The organism is Pantoea sp. paga (assembly GCF_007558755.1).
In the GTDB taxonomy this organism is placed as follows: Bacteria; Pseudomonadota; Gammaproteobacteria; order Enterobacterales; family Enterobacteriaceae; genus Pantoea; species Pantoea agglomerans.
This window is the reverse complement of record NZ_VLTF01000004.1, coordinates 35916-54747: the sequence shown is the minus strand read 5'-3', so window position 1 is coordinate 54747 and position 18832 is coordinate 35916. Positions and strand designations below refer to the sequence as shown.

The window sequence follows — 18832 nt, the reverse complement described above, 5'->3', positions numbered from 1 at the left end:
TCTTAGCGTGTCGCGTTAGAGGGCGCCTTCATATATCGGAAGAAGTCGCTATCCGGGCTTAACACCATCACATCCTGATCGCTATTGAAGCTGTTTTCATAGGCACGCAGGCTACGAATAAAGGCATAGAAGTCAGGATCTTTGCTGAACGAATCGGCAAACAACCGCGCCGTTTCCGCATCACCGTCACCGCGTGTAATCAGCGCTTCACGCTGGGCTTCAGCCAGAGTACGGGTGACCTGGTAATCGGCCTGGGCGCGCAGTTTTTCCGCCTCTTCCTGACCCTGTGAACGCTGGCTACGCGCTACCGCTTCACGCTCAGCACGCATACGGTTGAAGATCGCATCAGACACTTCAGTCGGCAGGTTGATCTGCTTGATGCGCACATCCACCACCTGAATACCTAACGCCGCCATACTGTTCGGGTTCGGTGCTGGCTCGCTGCTGTTGGTTTCACGCTCTACACGGGCCGCTGCACTGGCAATCGCGTCATCAGCCGCAGGGGTTGCGATTTCATCATCATTGCCTGCAGAACCGGTATTCAGCGCATCACGCACATCGGTGGTCAGACGACCACGGGAGTCCGTTACGATATCTTTCACATCCAGACGGCCCATTTCAGAACGCAAGCGGTCACTGAACTTACGTTTCAGCAGCACTTCCGCCTGAGAAACATCACCGCCACCGGTGGCCAGGTAGTAGCGACTGAAGTCGCTGATACGCCACTTGATGTAGGAGTCCACGATCAGATCTTTCTTCTCTTTGGTGACGAAGCGATCGGCCTGGTTATCCATGGTCTGGATACGCGCATCCAGCGTTTTAACCGTTTCCAGGAATGGAATCTTGAAATGCAGACCCGGCTCAAACACCTGCGGTTTGTTTTCGCCGTCGCGCAGGACTTTACCGAAGCGCAGGACAATGCCTCGCTGCCCTTCCTGCACCACAAACAGGGACGCATAGAGCGCCACCAGCACGACAATGATTAAAAATACTATTGGCTTACGCATCGATTACTCTCTCCCTTCGCGCTGGCTGTCGCTGCGCTGAGCATTCGCCCGACGCTGATCCATGATATTGTCCGGACTGTATGACGACGTTTCATTGCGGCTGGCACTGCTATCGGAGCGCGCAGGCAGCGAAGAACCATTCGCGCCTTTCTGACCATTCTGGCCCGATGAAGTCTGACCGCCACGCATCAGTTGATCCAGCGGCAGCACCATCAGGTTATTACCCCGATCGTTAACCAGTACTTTGCGGGTATGGCTCAGCACACGTTCCATGGTCTCGATATAGAGACGCTCTTTGGTGATTTCGGGCGCAGCTTTATACTCAGGCAGGATCTTGGCGAAACGCGCCACCTCACCCTGCGCTTCCAGCACGGTACGCTCTTTGTAAGCGCGTGCCTCTTCCAGAATACGTTGCGCCTGGCCGTTAGCACGAGGCTGAACTTCGTTGGCGTAAGCTTCGGCTTCACGAACGTACTGCTCGCGGTTTTCGCGTGCGGCAATCGCGTCATCAAATGCAGACTTCACCTCTTCCGGCGGACGTGCAGCCTGGAAGTTGACGTCCAGCACCGCGATCCCCATGTTATAAGGGCGAATCGTCTCGTCGATTTCACGCTGGGTATCGCTACGAACCACGGTACGACCTTCGGTCAGGATGCGGTCCATGGTAGAGCGACCAATCACGCCGCGCAGCGCGCTGTCGGTAGCCTGACGCAGGCTGTCGTCCGCGCTGGTCACAGCATAAAGATAACGTTCCGGATCGGTCACGCGGTACTGCACGTTCATCTCCACGCGCACCACGTTCTCATCCGAAGTCAGCATGACGCCAGAAGCAGCCAGTTCACGCACCGATTCAACGTTAACCGCACGCACCTGATCAACGAATGTCGGCTTCCAGTTCAGACCAGGTTCGACCAGGTGACTGAATTTACCGAAGCGCGTCACCACGCCACGTTCCGCTTCTTTGATGGTGTAGAAACCGCTTGCAGCCCAGATGACTACAGCAGCAACAGCCACGATACCAACAATTTTGCCACCGCTGCCGGAGCCGCGCTGACCGTTGTCGTTCTGTTTGCCACCGCCCAGTCCACCAAGCTTCTTGCTCAGCTTACGGAAGATATCATCCAGATCAGGAGGCCCGGATTCCCGTCCTCCCTTATTCCCCCCAGAGTTGCCGCCTTGATTATTGCTGCTTCCCCACGGGTCGCGGTCCTGTCCGTTATTTCCGGGCTGATTCCACGCCATGTTTCTACTCCATTTATTGTAATTACGATTTTTACCCTTCAGCTTTCGGATTGCAGCGGTGTTGGCTGCCTTCGCTCACCCTGGTCACTTACCTGCGTAAGCTCCCGGGGATTCACTCAGTTGCCGCCTTGCTGAAATCCGAAATACTCGGGTAACTCCAGCGTATTCGGGTCTGCAAAGAAAGTGCGACAATCTTCAATTTTTAAGGTAAATGCGTTTGGGCAATATCAAACAATGTAACTGGTCAGCGACGGTTCCTGCTTACATAAACGCATCCACTCAATAATGGGCATACGTATCTGCAATCCTACACTGCCGTCTTCTTCATTCCACTCTTTCTCAATCGCCTGCAGCTGATAGAAACGGCTGCGAAGTCGCCCCGCTTCCGGTGGCAGACGTAATGCGTGCTGGGCTATTTCACCCGCCAGACGCTCAGACAGCGCCTGCCATAGCAACGGAATGCCTGCGCCTGTCTGGGCGGAAAGCCAGACGCGGATTGGCAGGTTCTCTTCGTTACGATCGATACGCGGTTCAAATCCGTCGAGCATATCGATTTTATTCATCACCAGTAACGTCGGGATTTCGTCCGCTTCAATTTCTTCCAGTACGGCATCGACGGCGGCGATATTTTCCGTGACGCGAAGGTCAGCCCCATCAATCACGTGCATTAACAGCGTCGCCTGACGTGTCTCCTGCAGCGTGGCTTTAAAAGCGGCAACCAGATCGTGAGGAAGATGGCGAATAAAGCCTACCGTGTCCGCCAGTACCACGTCCCCGACATCAGCAACATTCAGACGGCGCAGTGTGGGGTCGAGCGTCGCAAACAGCTGGTCTGCGGCAAAGACGTTGGCGGAGGTCATGGCGTTAAAGAGGGTCGACTTGCCGGCGTTGGTGTAACCCACCAGCGAAACAGTTGGCACATCCGCTTTGGCTCGTGACTGACGTCCCTGCTCACGCTGTTTTTCAACTCGCTCAAGACGAGACAAAATCTGACTGATACGGCCGCGCAGCAGTCGGCGGTCCGTTTCTAACTGCGTTTCACCCGGGCCACGTAAACCAATCCCGCCTTTCTGGCGTTCAAGGTGGGTCCAGCCGCGCACCAGACGTGTCGCAAGATGGCGCAGCTGTGCCAGCTCAACCTGCAATTTACCTTCGTGGGTACGTGCGCGTTGGGCAAAGATATCCAGAATTAAACCGGTGCGATCAATGACCCGGCATTCGCACAGGCGCTCGAGGTTTCTTTCCTGAGCGGGCGTAAGGGCATGATCGAATAATACGACCGATGCTCCTGTTGTTTTTACCGCATCGGCAATTTCAACGGCCTTTCCTTCACCGACAAAATACTTGGGATGTGGCGCTTTGCGGCTGCCAGTAACCACTTGCAGCGCCTCAACGCCAGCAGAAGAGACCAGGGTTTCAAACTCCTGCAAATCTTCTACTTCTTTGTCTTGGGAGAACCAGATGTGTACCAGTACGGCCTGCTCACCGGCTTCATAACGGTCAAACAAGCTATAACCTCGCTAAATAAAAGACCAGGACGGAAAACTTTTGTTCTCCGTTCCTGGCTGTACGGTGACGCGTTATTCTGCGTTATCACCGTCTTGTTGTGGCTGTGGCTGCGCAGTTGTGTTGCTGCCGCCATGATGGTAATTGTTGCTGCCGCCACCGGTATTATTGCTATGGTGAGAAACCGGGCGTGAAGGAACAACGGTAGAAATGGCGTGCTTATACACCATCTGACTCACCGTGTTTTTCAACAAAATGACGAACTGATCAAATGACTCAATCTGACCCTGCAACTTAATACCGTTAACCAGATAAATCGAAACCGGAACACGTTCACGACGCAGTGCGTTCAAAAACGGGTCTTGTAATGATTGCCCCTTAGCCATTCTATCTTTTCCTTATATGCTTGTTGTTTGTTGCAAGTAGAACCTATGGTTCTGAAAAAAACTGCGTAAAAATTTGCGCACGATAACCCATCAATTGTACACAATCACCCATGCTTCGCACTAAGAACCTGTAACACTGTATCACGCGCCAGCCGGGGCTCGTCACTGTCAAGCCAGTGAACATTTTCCCAACCGCGTAACCAGGTCATCTGTCGCTTAGCAAGCTGCCGGGTTGCGCAAATTCCCCGATAAACCATCTCGCTGTAATCGATTTCGCCCGATAAATAAGACCACATCTGACGATAGCCAACACAACGAATGGAAGGCATGTCCGTATGCAAATCACCTCGTGCAAAAAGGGCCCGAGACTCCGCTTCAAATCCTGACGCCAACATCTGCTCAAAACGCAACGCGATGCGCTGGTGCAGCAATTCACGGCTCGCGGGGGCGATGGCAAACTGTTGCACGTCGTAGGGTAACGCTTCACCGGATGTTTTTGTCAGTTCCGTTAAAGTTTTACCCGAAATAAAAAAAACTTCCAGTGCTCGCGAAAGTCTCTGCGGATCATTCGGATGAATACGACTGCCGGCAACCGGGTCGATTTCACACAGCTGGCGGTGTAAAGCTTCCCAGCCTTTTTCACGCGCCGTTTGCTCTATCCGCTGACGAACGTCGGGATCGGCCGAGGGCAACGGCGACAATCCTTCAAGTAACGCCTTGAAGTAGAGCATGGTTCCACCAACAAGCAACGGTATTCGTCCGGCTTCAACGATCTCCGCCATTTCTGCTAAAGCATCCCGCCGGAACTCCGCTGCCGAATAGGCTTCAGCGGGATCGCGAATGTCGAGCAGACGATGGGGTGCCACTGCTAACTCCTCAGCCGACGGTTTCGCCGTACCAATATCCATCTGACGATAGATTAAGGCAGAGTCTACGCTGATTAGTTCCACTGGTAACCGCTTACGCAATTCAATTGCTAAAGCGGTCTTGCCAGAAGCCGTGGGTCCCATCAAAAAAATAGCCTTTGGCCGGCCAGCCTGGTTTAATTCACTCATGCTTCAACGCGTTGATCGCGCTCTCAATCTCTATGGGCTGTAATAAGCCTGAAGGCGGCGATTTCAGGAGCTGTGGGCAAAGCCGTTCAAGCTCTGCCAGCAGGTTGATCGCCTGTGAGTGATTCCAGTCGGAGGACTCTGTATCCTGACGCCGTGCCAGCCACTGGGCCAGTTGCGTCGCAGAGATCTCCTGCTGCCGGGCGAGATAGCCTAACAGCTCAGGAATCAAGATTTGTAAATTTTGTGTTCGTAACGGTAAAGGCACCGCGCGTAAGGTCACGTGGTCACCTTCGGGCTGAAGATCAATACCCATCTGATTGAGCAGGCTGCTCTTTTCTTTTGCGGCCTGCCGTTCATCCAGGGCGATTTTGAGCCGCACCGGAATCAGCAGGGGTTGCGGTTTAAGCCCCTCTTCACCCGGTTCAAGCTGCGCCTGTTTCAGCCAGCGCGCCGCGACCGGCAGCGCCATCAGCATTAACTTCTGATCCTGCTCCAGCAGCGCATAGTGGTTTTGCAACACGGTCAGTACCCGGCCAAAACTCTGGGCATGCGCGGCCAGCGGCGAGGGTTTTTCGGCCGCACGCGGTGCCGGTTCACGGGTTTTTGGCGGCGGCGTGGCGCTGACAGGCGTTTTCAGCAACTGCTGATAAACCGCGCCTTCACGCTGACGATACGCGTTCTCTTTGTTTTGCCAGGCCGGCGCCGCTGCGGGCGGTGTTTGCCGCGTGGAGGCTGAAGATTGATTCTCGCTGGCGGGCGTTGAAGGCTGCGCAAAATGATTACCCCCCGCCGCCTGACGGTTTTCAGGCTGCCAGCGCGGTGCGGCTTCTTCTGCCTGCAGCGCAGGCAAAACGGGTGACGCTATCGCCTGTAACGCGCTGACCACGCCCTGATAAATAAAATCATGCACCAGGCGTGACTGATGAAAACGTACTTCATGCTTGGCCGGGTGAACGTTGACATCCACCTGATGCGGATCGATCTCCAGATAGAGCACGTAAGCGGGCTGCTGGTCATCCTGAAGCTGGGTCTGGAACGCCTGGCGGATAGCGTGATTAATCAGCTTGTCGCGCATCATCCGGCCATTGACGTAGCAATATTGTAACTCGGTGACCTGGCGCGAACCGGCAGGATCGGCGACCCAGCCGCGCAGCGAGAGATCATCATGCTGCCAGTCAATTCGCAGCGCATGCTGAATAAACGTAGTGCCGCAGATAGCCGCCAGCCGCCGTTCGCGCTGGCTCTCCTCGCTGACGGCCCGATACTGACGCATCATTTTGCCGTTGTGGCTCAGTGAAAGCGCGACATCAAAACGCGCCAGTGCAATACGACGGATCACTTCGTCGATATGACCGAACTCGGTTTTCTCTGTGCGCATAAATTTGCGGCGCGCCGGGGTGTTATAAAACAGATCCAGCACTTCGAGCGTGGTCCCACAGGGATGCGCAGCCGGTTTAACCGTTACCGTCATATCACGCCCTTCCGCATAGGCCTGCCAGGCTTCGGTTTGATCGGCGGTACGTGAGGTTAAGGTCAGGCGGGAGACAGAACTGATACTGGCGAGCGCTTCACCGCGAAAACCCAGGCTCATGATCGCTTCCAGGTCATCCAGTGAGGCGATTTTACTGGTGGCGTGTCGGGCCAGCGCCATCGACAGCTCGCTTTTCACGATGCCGCAGCCGTTGTCACGAATGCGGATAAGCTTTGCGCCACCCTTTTCAATATCAACGTCAATGCGCGTTGCACCAGCATCCAGGCTGTTCTCCACCAGCTCTTTTACAACCGATGCAGGACGTTCAACCACTTCACCCGCCGCAATCTGGTTTGCCAGTTGGGGCGGTAAAATTTGTATCGGCATGGTTTTCCTTTTAGCTGGCCGCCCGGCGCAGCGGCCGGGCAAACAATCAGGATGCAGGGATTTTCAGGTTCTGCCCCAACATGACGTTGGTCGATTTCAGATTATTGGTCTGCATTATCGCTTTCGGGCTGACGCCATAATGTGCGGCAATGCCGGTCAGTGAATCGCCCACGACCACTTTATGACGTACAACGCCGCGTGGCGTGGCGCGCGTGGTGCGGCTGGCGGCCGCACTGGCCGGCACTTTCAATCGCTGTCCAACCCATACCACATCCCGCTTCAGGGTGTTCATTTCACGCAGGGTCGACATGCTGACGCCATACTTCGCGGCAATCCCGGAAAGTGTCTCACCGCGCGTTACCGTATGGCGCTGAGTTACGCCAGTATATTGCGTCACCCCGGTCGCCGGGTTGCTGGCGACGTTAACCGCTGGCGACGAGCCCAGCGGCCGGTTTTCCTCCTTTGGGATGGATTGCAGCGGGTGCGCCAGGAAATAAGTGCGCAGACCTTTATAGATCGAATGCGCTATCTTATCCTGGTGTGCGCTACTGCCAAGCAGTCGCTCCTCCGAGGAATTACTGATAAAGCCGGTTTCCACCAGCAAAGAAGGAATATCGGGTGAACGCAGCACGCCAAGACTGGCATGCTCAGGCAGACGTTTATGCAGCGACGTCACGCTGCGCATCTGCTGCAACACTTTCTGGGCGATGTCATAACCGACCCGCTGCGAGTGACCGAATTGCAGGTCAAGTACCGCCTGGCTGAGGTAGGGGTCGGCCTGACTGTTAGCCAGCAGGTCACCTGCGCCGCCCAGCAGCTCAGACTGTTTCTCTTTCTGCTCCAGCCAGTTAGCCATCTCGTTATTGGCCCGGCGGTTTGATAATACCCAGACCGATGCACCGGTCGCCGCATGGCTCGGCGCGGCGTCAGCATGAATTGATACCAGCACATTGGCGTTGGCTTTACGCGCCACGTCGGAGCGGCCCATAACCGAGATAAAATAGTCGCCATCACGCGTCAGGACGCCTTTGAACATCGGATCGTTATTCAGCAACACCCGCAGTTTACGTGCAATCGCGATCGTGACGTTCTTCTCTTTCAGCCCGCGCTGCCCGATAGCGCCGGGATCCTGACCGCCATGTCCGGCATCAATCGCCACAATCACGGTATCATTCTGGCTGACGACCCGGCCAGGACTCACGGTGCTGGCTGTGCTGGTCACGGACGTCACCGGATTCGAATTAAAGGGGTTAGCCGCTGCGGCACTCTGGGTGGGCACGCGCGTCGGGGCCGTCACCGGCGCAGGCACACTGCGCTTAACAGCAGGCGGCTTACCGGTAATGGTGAAGACCACGCTGTAGCTGTTGCCATTGCGCTGGGTGACCGCCCGGGTTTTACCCGCCTGCGTCAGCTCAAACACCAGTCGCACGCTCTGTTTATCTTTAGGGGTGCTGGTGCGAATTCGCTTTATGATGTTTTCGCCGCTGAAATTTAACGGCAGGCCCTGAACCACGCCGCTCTGGCGCACATCAAGCACCACACGGTCAGGATTGCGCAGCGGGAAGAAGCCATAGACAGGCTGTCCGGCAAAATTCAGGGTGATGGTTGCCTGGCTGTCGCCATTGGCGACTTTGATGTCTGACAGGGTGGCGGCAAACAGGGGTGTAGATACCAGCAGCAACAGTGTCACCAGCGCTATTTTCATCCGTGACATCATGCCTGATCCCTGCCCTGACCAAATTGTTCAAGCAATTGCTGGCCCGACGAGGATTGTGCGGTCAGTTCCGCTTCACGCGCGTCACCCACGTAACGCAGCGTTAGTGTGAGATCGGGCGGCGGCAGAAAACCGGCGCCCTGCTGCGGCCATTCGACCAGACAGATAGCATCGCCGCTGAAATAGTCGCGGATGCCCATGAATTCAAGCTCTTCGGGATCGGCAAGACGATAGAGGTCGAAGTGATAAAGTGTGCGGTCGTCCAGCGTGTAAGGCTCAACCAGCGTGTAAGTGGGGCTTTTGACGTTGCCCTGATGGCCCAGCGCCTGCAGAAAGCCGCGGCTGAAGGTGGTTTTACCCGCCCCCAGATCGCCATAGAGATAAATCACTGCCGCGCTGCCACAGGCGCGCGCCAGCTGAGCGCCCAAACTGAGCGTAGCCGCCTCATCGGGCAAAGAGATAACACAGGTCTTCATGCTTCTTTATTCATCTCAGGATTAACAAACTGCCACAGCAGATCCAGTAAATCAGTTGCCAGCATACCGCGCGTACCACGTTGCGCAGCGACCGCATCGGCCGCGGCACCATGTGCAACGCAACCGGCGCAGGCCGCATCAAACAGCGTCAGTTTCTGGCCCACCAGCGAGGCGATGATTCCACTCAGGAGATCGCCCATACCGCCGGAGGCCATTCCGGCATTGCCCACGTCAGCAAAGGCCATTTCACCCTGCTCGCTGGCAATCAGCGTACCGGCACCTTTCAGTACCACTACGCCGCCATAACGCTGCGCCAATGTCTGCGCTGCATGTAAGCGGTCACTCTCAATTTCACTGGTCTCGGTATTCAGCAAACGCGCCGCTTCACCAGGATGCGGCGTAATAATGCGATTCTGACGTTTCTCCGCACTGATTGCCAGCAGGTTAAGCGCATCCGCGTCCCAAAGCATCGGCTTTTCACTGCCCGCGACCTGCTTCAGCGCCCGCTTTCCCCATTCGCGCTGACCCAGACCGGGTCCTATCGCAATGACATCGGCCCACTCCAGCGCCTCCGTCAGGCGCTCATCGGTCAGTTCATCGACCATAATTTCGGGCCGGGCGGTCAGGATTGGAATAATATTATCTTTGTGAGTAAGTACTCGCACTAACCCACTACCGCTGCGCAACGCCGCTTCTGCCGTCATCCGCACCGCGCCAGCAGTACCGGCATCGCCCCCCACTACCAACAGCCGGCCGTGACTGCCCTTGTGCGAGGTTGGTTTGCGCGGCTTGAGCCAGCGGGTTAATGCGCTGGCATCATAACGCGCGATGGGAGCCCCTTCGCCCGCCAGAAAAGCGGCCAGGCCGAGATCGGCATAGTAAAGCTCTCCAATGTAATCTCGCGCTTTGCCAGTGATCTGGCCCGGTTTAAGAGCGACCACACTCAGCGTATGGCTGGCATTAATTACTTCGCCGGGCGCGGAGCCATTGCCGGCTGATAAGCCGGAAGGCATATCAATGGCAAGTTTCGGCGCCGCATGGGCGTTCGCCCGCTGGATCAGCGTGGCATAGGGTTCTTCGGGCGCACGATTACTGCCGGTTCCCAGCAGCGCATCCACAATCACATCGATCTGCTCTGGCCAGGCCGCATCGGCCGCATGAATTTCACCGCCCGCATCCAGCCACGCGCCACGTGCACGCTGCGCCTCTTCCGGCAACGCTTTTTCACTTTCGCACGCCAGCAGCGTAACGGTTTTGCCCGCCGCCTGTCCTAGTCGCGCCAGCACATAACCATCGCCACCGTTGTTGCCGTGACCACACAGAATCAGCCAGTGGCTGGCCTCTGGCCAGTGCGCCGTCAGATGCTCGTAAGCGGCCTGTCCGGCACGCAGCATCAGCTCATAAAGCGTAATGCCGAGCGCATCGGCCCCTTGTTGCTCAAGCTGGGCCACAGCCTGCGCAGGCCAGACAGAATATGGTAAACTGCGGCTGTTTTTCTTCGAATCCTGGTTACTCATGTCATACCCTCTCGATCTTCATCAATTCGCACAACAGATTAAACAGTGGGGATTGGATCTCGGCTTTCAGCAGGTCGGCATCACCGATACCGATCTCAGTGCGGAAGAGCCGCGCCTGCAGGCGTGGCTGGATAAGCAGTATCATGGCGAGATGGAGTGGATGGCGCGACACGGCATGATGCGGGCGCGTCCTCATGAACTGCTGCCCGGCACACTGCGCGTTATCAGCGTTCGCATGAACTACCTTCCGGCCAAAGCCGCCTTTGCCAGCACGTTGAAAAATCCCCAGCTGGGCTATGTCAGCCGTTATGCATTAGGTCGTGATTACCACAAAGTATTGCGCAATCGACTGAAAAAGCTCGGAGAAATGATCCAGCAGCAGTGTGGCGAGCTTAATTTTCGCCCGTTTGTGGATTCGGCCCCGCTGCTTGAGCGGCCGCTGGCGGCCAAAGCGGGACTCGGCTGGACCGGCAAACATTCGCTGATACTGAATCGGGAAGCTGGCTCGTGGTTTTTCCTCGGCGAACTGCTGATCGATATTCCGCTGCCGGTAGACACACCGCAGCAGGAGCAGTGTGGCCGCTGTGTCGCCTGCATGACTATCTGCCCCACCAGCGCGATCGTTGAGCCCTACGTCGTGGATGCCAGGCGCTGTATTTCCTATCTCACCATTGAGCTGGAAGGCGCGATCCCGGAAGAGTTTCGCCCGCTGATGGGCAACCGGATATATGGCTGTGATGACTGCCAGCTGATCTGTCCGTGGAATCGCTATGGACAACTCAGTGACGAAAGCGACTTTTCACCGCGAGCGGCGCTACATGCCCCTGAGCTGATCGATCTGTTTCAATGGAATGAAGCGAAGTTTTTACGCATCACTGAAGGCTCAGCGATTCGCCGCATTGGTCATTTACGCTGGCTGTGTAATATTGCAGTGGCGTTGGGTAACGCGCCCTGGTCGCCCGAAATCGTTCAGGTACTGGAACAACGACTCGGTGAAAGTGACCTGCTGGATGAACATATTCTGTGGGCAATCACGCAGCAGCAGCAGAAACGAGAGCAACTCGTGGTTGAAGTGCAACCTGCCCAGCAGAAGCGCCTGGTCCGTGCAGTAGAGAAGGGTTTACCGCGTGATGCGTGATTGAACAGCCTGATCGCGAATTATCGTTTTCCACATGCTGTGAATAAAAATAAAAAGCTGTTGTCATTCAACTGCAACAACGCTGATTTTGCTGTTAAATAACAAATTGAAATATTTTCATAATGATAAATATCAACAACTTACATAAAAGTTGTGTTTATTTAATAATGAGGCTATCGCTTCGGTTAACCTGTGAGACTGTGGATAACTCTGTTCAAAAGCCATTTACAGATCGCCGTAACAGGCGCAGACGATGGGGTGCAGTGCTGTGGATAACCTTCATGAAAAAATCATAATCACGCGACGTAAAACAGCCGCATAACGGACTGAAATGAGGGTGATGTTAAATCTGGAGCGGGAAACGAGACTCGAACTCGCGACCCCGACCTTGGCAAGGTCGTGCTCTACCAACTGAGCTATTCCCGCATAGAAGGGCACTGCTAAATAAAACTGGAGCGGGAAACGAGACTCGAACTCGCGACCCCGACCTTGGCAAGGTCGTGCTCTACCAACTGAGCTATTCCCGCATAGAGGGTACTGCTTACATTTTAAAACTGGAGCGGGAAACGAGACTCGAACTCGCGACCCCGACCTTGGCAAGGTCGTGCTCTACCAACTGAGCTATTCCCGCGCCTTGTACCGTTAATAAATTCTTCACCGGTACGGGGTGCGCATTATACGAGAAATCGTTGCTGCTGCAAGCGTCTGAAAGCAAAAATTTTCGCTTTCCGCGCGTTTGCTGATTAAATCAGCAACCTGGTGATTTCATGCGCACCCGTCGCCGATTAAAGCTGCAAAAAGTGTTCGCGGTAGTACGCCAGCTCCGCCACGGACTCGCGGATATCATCCAGAGCCTGGTGCGTCCCCCCTTTTTTGAAGCCAGGAAGGATATCGGGTTTCCAGCGACGAGCCAGCTCTTTCAGGGTACTGACATCCAGATAACGATAGTGGAAGTACGCTTCCAGCTCAGGCATGTACTTAAACAGGAAACGACGATCCTGCCCGATGCTGTTGCCGCAGATAGGCGAGGTGTTCGCCGGAACCCACTGCTTCAGGAACTCAATGGTCGCCAGCTCTGCTGCGCGATCGTCAATCTGACTCTCCTTCACCCGCGCAACCAGACCGCTGTTGGTGTGGGTGCGGACATTCCACTCATCCATCAGCGCCAGCTGCGCATCTGACTGATGAACGGCCATGACCGGCCCTTCCGCCAGAATGTTCAGGTTGGCGTCAGTCACCAGGGTCGCAATTTCAATAATACGATCGTGCGTCGGATCAAGTCCGGTCATCTCAAGATCAATCCAGATCAGATTCTGTTCATTTCCAGTAGGCATGCTGTTTCCTGCGGTTGCTGTAGTCGTCATTTACGATGAATAAGGTGTATCATAGACGTTTTGCCCAGCCGGGCGAAATCTGGCTAACGCTGTGAGGGTGAGTGAGTAAAAATAAACTGTCGAAGGGCCAACAACGCCGCGTAAGCGCTAACCACGATCGCCGTCTCAACCAGCGCAAAGAGCGTCCGGAAGCGGATGACAACCTGTTTGGTGAAGCTGCAGATGGGGTCGTTGTCAGCCGTTTTGGCATGCACGCTGATGTTGAGGATAGCGCAGGCGTCGCCCACCGCTGCAATATCCGCCGAACCATTCGTTCGCTGGTCACCGGCGACCGGGTGCTGTGGCGTCCGGCAACCAGCGGCAACAAAGGTATCGTTGAAGCGGTGCATGAGCGCACCAGCGTATTAACCCGCCCCGATTTTTACGACGGCGTGAAGCCGATGGCGGCGAATATCGACCAGATCATCGTCGTCTCCGCGATCCTGCCTGAACTGTCGTTAAACATCATCGACCGCTATCTGGTTGCCAGCGAAACGCTGGACATTGAACCGTTGCTGGTACTGAACAAAACCGATCTGCTGGATGACAAGGCGCGCGCGTCTGTCGATAAGCAGATGGATATCTATCGCAATATTGGCTATCGCGTGGTGATGGTCTCCAGCCGGGCGAAAAACGGCCTGGACGACCTGAAAGCGGCGCTGACCGACCGCATCAGTATCTTTGCCGGTCAGTCTGGCGTCGGCAAATCGAGTCTGCTGAATGCCCTGCTCGGCTTCGACAAAGAAGAGCAGGTCGCTATTCTGACTAACGAGGTTTCGGATGGCTCAGGCTTAGGCCAGCACACCACAACCGCATCACGCCTTTATCACTTCCCGGACGGCGGCGATGTGATCGATTCACCCGGCGTGCGTGAGTTCGGTTTATGGCATCTTGAGCCGGAACAAATTACCCGCGGATTTGTCGAATTCCGCGCATTCCTTGGCGATTGCAAATTCCGCGATTGTAAACACGGCAGCGATCCCGGCTGTGCCATCCGCGAAGCGGTCGAACAGGGCAAAATCAACAGGTCCCGTTTTGATAACTACCACCGTATCCTGGAGAGCATGGCGCAGGTAAAAACGCGTAAAAATTTCCCTGATGGTGAAAGTTAATCGGTATAACCGCGTCTGAACGGATAAGCCGGGGCATTTTGCGAGGTGCATTCCAGTCGCGCGTCCAGACCGTGCAGCGTGCCGGAAATCGGGTATAGTCGCCATCTGAACGGGGCGCTGCTACAATCCGCCCCCTTTTTTACAACGTCATAAAATAGCCAGGAGGCTAAGGTGTTTGATCGTTTAAAACTCGGCTTGAATCATATTCTCCCGAAGAAATGGCTGACTGAACTTGCCGGTTGGGGCGCCAGTCGCCGCGGTGGTTGGTTGACCAAACTGGTCATTGACATCTTTGTCTGGTTTTACAAAGTCGACATGGCGGAAGCGCGCAAGCCCGATACCGCCAGCTATCGTACCTTTAATGACTTTTTCGTTCGTCCGCTGAAAGACGATGCGCGTCCGGTGGATGCCGATGCCAATCTCATCGCCCTGCCCGCGGATGGCGCTATCAGCCAGCTCGGCCACATTGAAGGCGATCAGATTTTCCAGGCTAAAGGTCATCACTACACCATTGACGCCCTGCTGGCGGGTGATGAGCGCATGGCAGCCCAATTTGTTGATGGCGAGTTCGTCACCACCTATCTGGCACCTCGTGATTATCACCGCGTCCATATGCCGTGCAACGGCATCCTGCGTGAGATGATTTATGTGCCTGGCGACCTCTACTCCGTTAACCCGCTGACCGCGCGTAATATTCCCAACCTGTTCGCCCGTAACGAGCGCGTCATCTGCTACTTCGAAACCGATATCGGGCCGATGGTGCAAATCCTGGTGGGTGCCACCATTGTCGGCAGCATCGAAACCGTCTGGGCTGGCACCATCACGCCACCGCGTGAAGGCGTGATCAAGCGCTGGCACTATCCGGCAGCGGATGATGAAGGCGCCGTGGTGCTGTTGAAAGGCCAGGAAATGGGCCGCTTTAAGCTTGGCTCTACCGTCATCAACCTGTTCGCACCTGGCCGCGTCAAACTGGCTGAAAGCCTGGAAGCAGAAAGCAAAACCCGTCTGGGTCAACCGCTGGCGATTGCGCTGCCGGTCGCGACAGACATGTCCGACGTCATCGTCGATTAAATTGAGTGTCCTCTGTGCGTTCGATTCTCCTCCTGCTGCTGAGCCTGTGGCTCAGCAGCCCGGCCTTCGCGGCCAGCCTTCCTGACGCCAGCCAGCTCAAACAGCAGCTGGAAGAGATAAAATCGGCCAAAAGTTCCCCCTCGCAGGCTGAACAGATCCAGACGATTGAAGCTGCCTTAAACTTTCTCTCTGAACGTGATGAATCGCTGGAGCGCGCGGCGCAATATCAGCAGGTTATTGATGATTTTCCGCGTCTGGCGCGCGAACTGCGTCAGCAGATCGCCGCGCTGAGTGACAGCGGGAAAACCGTGCGCAATAACATGAGCAGCGCCGAGCTGGATCAGGAGATCCTGCAGGTCAGCAGCCAGCTGCTGGAAGAGGGGCGTCAGGCACGGCAGGAGCAGGATCGGGCGCGGGAAATCAGTGATTCGCTGTCGCAACTGCCGCAGCAGCAGACTGAAGCACGCCGGGCGATGACGGAGAGTGAACGCCGTTTGCAGAGCGTCAGCAGCAGTTCGCCACAGGGGCAACTGCAACTGGCGGCTCGCCAGGCGGAAAGCGCCGCGAATAAAGCGCTGGTCGATGAACTTGAGCTGGCACAGCTTTCTGCCAACAACCGTCAGGAGCTGGCGCGGATGCGGGCTGAAGCCCACCAGCGTAAAGCGACTCAGCTCGATAACTATCTTCAGGCGCTGCGCAACCAGCTCAACGATCAGCGGCAACGTGAAGCCGAAGTCGCGCTGGCCCGCACCGAGCAACTGGCGGAAAACAGTGGCGATCTTCCGCCAGAGATCAGCGATCAGTTTCGGGTTAACCGTGAACTCTCGGTTGCCCTGAATCAGCAGGCGCAGCGCATGGATCTGGTGGCGTCGCAGCAGCGACTGGCCACCAACCAGATTATTCAGGTCCGCCAGGCGCTCTCTACCCTGCGTGAACAGTCGCAGTGGCTGGGTGCCTCTAATCTGCTGGGCGAAGCGCTACGGGCGCAGGTCGCGCGTCTGCCGGAGATGCCCAAGTCGCAGCAGATTGATAATGAGATGGCACAGCTTCGCGTGCAGCGTCTCAATTATGAAGATCTGCTGGAGCGCCAGGAGGCGCTGCGCAAGGGACGGCAGGCCGATGGTCAGCCCTTCACCGCAGATCAGAAGCGTATTCTTGATGCGCAGCTACGCACTCAGAGAGAACTGCTCAATTCGCTGATCTCCGGCTGTGACACGCTGATTCTGGAGATTACCAAGCTCAAGGTTGGCAACACGCAGTTGCAGGATGCGCTGACGGAAGTCAAAGAGGCGACGCACCGCTATCTGTTCTGGACCGCCGACGTTAACCCGATTGGTTTGAGTTATCCGCTGGATCTGGCCAAAGATCTTTCCCGTCTGCTGTCGCTGGATACGCTGGGTCAGCTCGGCAAAGCGATGGCGATGATGTTTACCAGCCGTAACTCGGTGCTGCCGATTATTGGGGCATTGCTGCTGGTCGGCTTCAGCATCAGTTCGCGCCGCCACTTCAATGCTTTCCTTGACCGTTCCGCCAGCAAAGTCGGCAAGGTCACTCAGGATCGTTTCCGCCTGACTATCCGTACCCTGTTCTGGTCGATCCTGGTGGCGTTGCCGCTACCGGTGTTATGGGGTGCGCTGGGTTATGGCCTGCAGAACGCCTGGCCCTACCCTATCGCCGTAGCGATTGGTGATGGCATTACCGCCACGCTGCCACTGCTGTGGGCGTTTATGATCAGCGCTGCCTTTGCCCGTCCTAACGGCCTGTTCATTGTGCATTTCCGCTGGCCGCAAAACCGGGTGGCGCGCGCCATGCGCTACTACTCGCTGAGCATCGGATTGATTGTGCCGCTGATTATGTTGCTGATCGCCTTTGGTAATCTGGAAGATCGGCAGTTCTCCTCCTCGCTGGGCCGTCTCTGTTTCATCCTGATCTGCGGGGCAATCAGCATTGTCACCGTGAGCCTGAAGCGTTCCGGGATTCCGCTCTATCTCGATAAAGAGGGAAATGGCGAGAACATGGTGAACCGGATGCTGTGGAACCTGATGATCGCTATGCCGCTGATGGCGGCTCTCGCCTCCGCTGTGGGTTATCTGGCTACCGCGCAGGCGCTGCTGGCGCGACTGGAGACCTCTGTCGCCATCTGGTTCCTGCTGCTGGTTATCTATCACATTATCCGGCGCTGGATGCTGATTCAGCGTCGCCGTCTTGGCTTTGATCGCGCCCGTCAGCGCCGTGCCGATATGCTGGCTAACCGTGCGCGCAGTGAAGAAGAGAAGGAGCAAGGCTCTCTGAACACTGATGCGATTGAAATTGAAGAGCCGGTAATTGATCTGGATGCGATCAGTGCGCAGTCGCTGCGGCTGGTACGCTCTATCCTGATGCTTATCGCACTGGTCTCCGTGATTGTGCTGTGGTCAGAAATCCATTCGGCCTTTAGTTTCCTGGAGAATATTCCGCTGTGGGACGTCAGTACCTCAGTACAGGGCGTAGAGTCGATTCAGCCCATCAGTCTGGGGTCGGTGCTGATTGCCATTCTGGTGTTTATTATCACCACTCAGCTGGTGCGCAATATGCCCGCGCTGCTTGAGCTGGCGCTGTTGCAGCATCTTAATCTGACGCCAGGTACGGGTTACGCCATCACCACACTGACCAAATATCTGCTGCTGTTGATTGGCGGGCTGATTGGTTTCTCAATGATTGGTATTGAGTGGTCTAAGCTGCAGTGGCTGGTTGCCGCGCTGGGTGTGGGACTGGGGTTTGGTTTGCAGGAGATTTTTGCCAACTTTATCTCAGGTCTGATAATCCTGTTCGAAAAGCCGATTCGTATTGGCGATACCGTGACGATCCGCGACCTGACCGGCAGTATCACGCGGATTAATACCCGCGCGACCACCATTACCGACTGGGACCGCAAAGAGATCATCGTGCCGAACAAGGCCTTTATCACCGAGCAGTTTATTAACTGGTCGCTGTCCGATTCCGTGACGCGTGTGGTGCTCACCATTCCGGCTCCGGCAAAAGTCAGCAGTGAACAGGTGACCACCATTCTGATCCAGGCGGCTGAACGCTGCAGCTATGTCCTGGACACGCCGCAACCGGAAGCCTTCCTGGTCGATCTGCAGCAGGGAATTCAGTTATTTGAACTTCGTGTGCATGCCGCTGAGATGGGACACCGTATGCCGCTGCGTCACGAACTGCATCAGTTGATTCTGAGCGGATTTGATCAGCACGGTATTGAGATGCCGTTCCCGCCGTTCCAGATGCGTATGGAAACCCTGGGTAAGAAGCTGCCTGCCAGCAACGGCACACCCGCTGCCCGCGCCTATAAGTCTGGCGGACTGTAATGCAAAACGCCCGGCAAAGCCGGGCGTTATTGC

The 18832-nt window shown here is 55.9% G+C and carries 14 protein-coding genes and 3 tRNA genes; 4 read left to right on the top strand and 13 right to left on the bottom strand.

The window, feature by feature from the left end:
* Nucleotides 1–2: 2 nt before the first annotated feature.
* From hflC to nnr, 9 genes are all read right to left on the bottom strand, one after another.
* A complete protein-coding gene (gene hflC, locus FOV68_RS12900; protein WP_010256123.1) occupies nucleotides 3–1007 on the bottom strand; it encodes a protease modulator HflC in 1005 nt (334 codons plus the stop codon).
* A gap of 3 nt (nucleotides 1008–1010) precedes the next feature.
* Nucleotides 1011–2249 carry an FtsH protease activity modulator HflK gene (hflK, locus tag FOV68_RS12895; protein ID WP_010699807.1) on the bottom strand — a complete coding sequence of 413 codons (1239 nt, stop codon included), beginning with the start codon at nucleotides 2247–2249 and terminating at the stop codon, nucleotides 1011–1013.
* A gap of 227 nt (nucleotides 2250–2476) precedes the next feature.
* The gene (gene hflX / locus FOV68_RS12890) at nucleotides 2477–3757 is read right to left on the bottom strand and encodes a ribosome rescue GTPase HflX (protein ID WP_010256119.1); all 1281 of its coding nucleotides are present in this window, start codon (nucleotides 3755–3757) and stop codon (nucleotides 2477–2479) included.
* A 72-nt stretch (nucleotides 3758–3829) separates the two neighbouring features.
* Nucleotides 3830–4141: an RNA chaperone Hfq gene (gene hfq / locus FOV68_RS12885; protein WP_010256116.1), complete on the bottom strand. Its 312-nt coding sequence runs from the start codon at nucleotides 4139–4141 to the stop codon at nucleotides 3830–3832.
* A 104-nt stretch (nucleotides 4142–4245) separates the two neighbouring features.
* Nucleotides 4246–5196, bottom strand: coding sequence for a tRNA (adenosine(37)-N6)-dimethylallyltransferase MiaA (gene miaA, locus FOV68_RS12880; protein ID WP_031592737.1), 951 nt, complete (start codon nucleotides 5194–5196; stop codon nucleotides 4246–4248).
* Entirely contained in the window at nucleotides 5189–7054 is a 1866-nt protein-coding gene (gene mutL / locus FOV68_RS12875) for a DNA mismatch repair endonuclease MutL (RefSeq protein WP_039390552.1), read from the bottom strand. Before mutL ends, miaA begins: the two co-directional genes overlap by 8 nt.
* A gap of 46 nt (nucleotides 7055–7100) precedes the next feature.
* On the bottom strand, nucleotides 7101–8771 hold the full coding sequence (gene amiB, locus FOV68_RS12870; protein WP_143991030.1) for an N-acetylmuramoyl-L-alanine amidase AmiB: 1671 nt from the start codon (nucleotides 8769–8771) through the stop codon (nucleotides 7101–7103).
* A complete protein-coding gene (tsaE, locus tag FOV68_RS12865; RefSeq protein WP_143991029.1) occupies nucleotides 8768–9244 on the bottom strand; it encodes a tRNA (adenosine(37)-N6)-threonylcarbamoyltransferase complex ATPase subunit type 1 TsaE in 477 nt (158 codons plus the stop codon). Before tsaE ends, amiB begins: the two co-directional genes overlap by 4 nt.
* Entirely contained in the window at nucleotides 9241–10761 is a 1521-nt protein-coding gene (gene nnr / locus FOV68_RS12860; protein ID WP_143991028.1) for a bifunctional ADP-dependent NAD(P)H-hydrate dehydratase/NAD(P)H-hydrate epimerase, read from the bottom strand. Before nnr ends, tsaE begins: the two co-directional genes overlap by 4 nt.
* Here nnr and queG point away from each other — a divergent pair.
* On the top strand, nucleotides 10760–11899 hold the full coding sequence (gene queG / locus FOV68_RS12855; protein ID WP_143991027.1) for a tRNA epoxyqueuosine(34) reductase QueG: 1140 nt from the start codon (nucleotides 10760–10762) through the stop codon (nucleotides 11897–11899). The two genes, nnr and queG, sit on opposite strands and share 2 nt — an antisense overlap.
* 350 nt (nucleotides 11900–12249) lie before the next feature.
* On the opposite strand, the gene FOV68_RS12850 is transcribed toward queG, so the two are convergent.
* From FOV68_RS12850 to orn, 4 genes are all read right to left on the bottom strand, one after another.
* Nucleotides 12250–12325, bottom strand: a tRNA-Gly gene (locus tag FOV68_RS12850).
* A 25-nt stretch (nucleotides 12326–12350) separates the two neighbouring features.
* Nucleotides 12351–12426: transfer RNA gene (locus FOV68_RS12845), tRNA-Gly, on the bottom strand.
* A gap of 28 nt (nucleotides 12427–12454) precedes the next feature.
* Nucleotides 12455–12530 (bottom strand) — tRNA-Gly (locus FOV68_RS12840).
* A 154-nt stretch (nucleotides 12531–12684) separates the two neighbouring features.
* Nucleotides 12685–13233 carry an oligoribonuclease gene (gene orn / locus FOV68_RS12835; RefSeq protein WP_031592728.1) on the bottom strand — a complete coding sequence of 183 codons (549 nt, stop codon included), beginning with the start codon at nucleotides 13231–13233 and terminating at the stop codon, nucleotides 12685–12687.
* Between the two features lie 101 nt (nucleotides 13234–13334).
* Between orn and rsgA the strand changes: the two genes are divergently transcribed.
* From rsgA to mscM, 3 genes are all read left to right on the top strand, one after another.
* Nucleotides 13335–14384, top strand: a complete 1050-nt coding sequence (gene rsgA, locus FOV68_RS12830; protein ID WP_031592727.1) for a small ribosomal subunit biogenesis GTPase RsgA — start codon at nucleotides 13335–13337, stop codon at nucleotides 14382–14384.
* A 171-nt stretch (nucleotides 14385–14555) separates the two neighbouring features.
* The gene (gene asd, locus FOV68_RS12825) at nucleotides 14556–15455 is read left to right on the top strand and encodes an archaetidylserine decarboxylase (RefSeq protein WP_031592726.1); all 900 of its coding nucleotides are present in this window, start codon (nucleotides 14556–14558) and stop codon (nucleotides 15453–15455) included.
* 14 nt (nucleotides 15456–15469) lie between these two features.
* Nucleotides 15470–18799, top strand: a complete 3330-nt coding sequence (gene mscM / locus FOV68_RS12820; protein ID WP_031592725.1) for a miniconductance mechanosensitive channel MscM — start codon at nucleotides 15470–15472, stop codon at nucleotides 18797–18799.
* Nucleotides 18800–18832 lie beyond the last annotated feature (33 nt).

What these genes read in the sequence shown, in the direction of transcription:
- hflC (WP_010256123.1), bottom strand. Translation starts at nt 1,007, where the DNA reads ATGCGTAAGCCAATAGTATTTTTAATCATTGTCGTGCTGGTGGCGCTC.
- hflK (WP_010699807.1), bottom strand. Translation starts at nt 2,249, where the DNA reads ATGGCGTGGAATCAGCCCGGAAATAACGGACAGGACCGCGACCCGTGG.
- hfq (WP_010256116.1), bottom strand. Translation starts at nt 4,141, where the DNA reads ATGGCTAAGGGGCAATCATTACAAGACCCGTTTTTGAACGCACTGCGT.
- miaA (WP_031592737.1), bottom strand. Translation starts at nt 5,196, where the DNA reads ATGAGTGAATTAAACCAGGCTGGCCGGCCAAAGGCTATTTTTTTGATG.
- mutL (WP_039390552.1), bottom strand. Translation starts at nt 7,054, where the DNA reads ATGCCGATACAAATTTTACCGCCCCAACTGGCAAACCAGATTGCGGCG.
- amiB (WP_143991030.1), bottom strand. Translation starts at nt 8,771, where the DNA reads ATGATGTCACGGATGAAAATAGCGCTGGTGACACTGTTGCTGCTGGTA.
- tsaE (WP_143991029.1), bottom strand. Translation starts at nt 9,244, where the DNA reads ATGAAGACCTGTGTTATCTCTTTGCCCGATGAGGCGGCTACGCTCAGT.
- queG (WP_143991027.1), top strand. Translation starts at nt 10,760, where the DNA reads ATGTCATACCCTCTCGATCTTCATCAATTCGCACAACAGATTAAACAG.
- nnr (WP_143991028.1), bottom strand. Translation starts at nt 10,761, where the DNA reads ATGAGTAACCAGGATTCGAAGAAAAACAGCCGCAGTTTACCATATTCT.
- orn (WP_031592728.1), bottom strand. Translation starts at nt 13,233, where the DNA reads ATGCCTACTGGAAATGAACAGAATCTGATCTGGATTGATCTTGAGATG.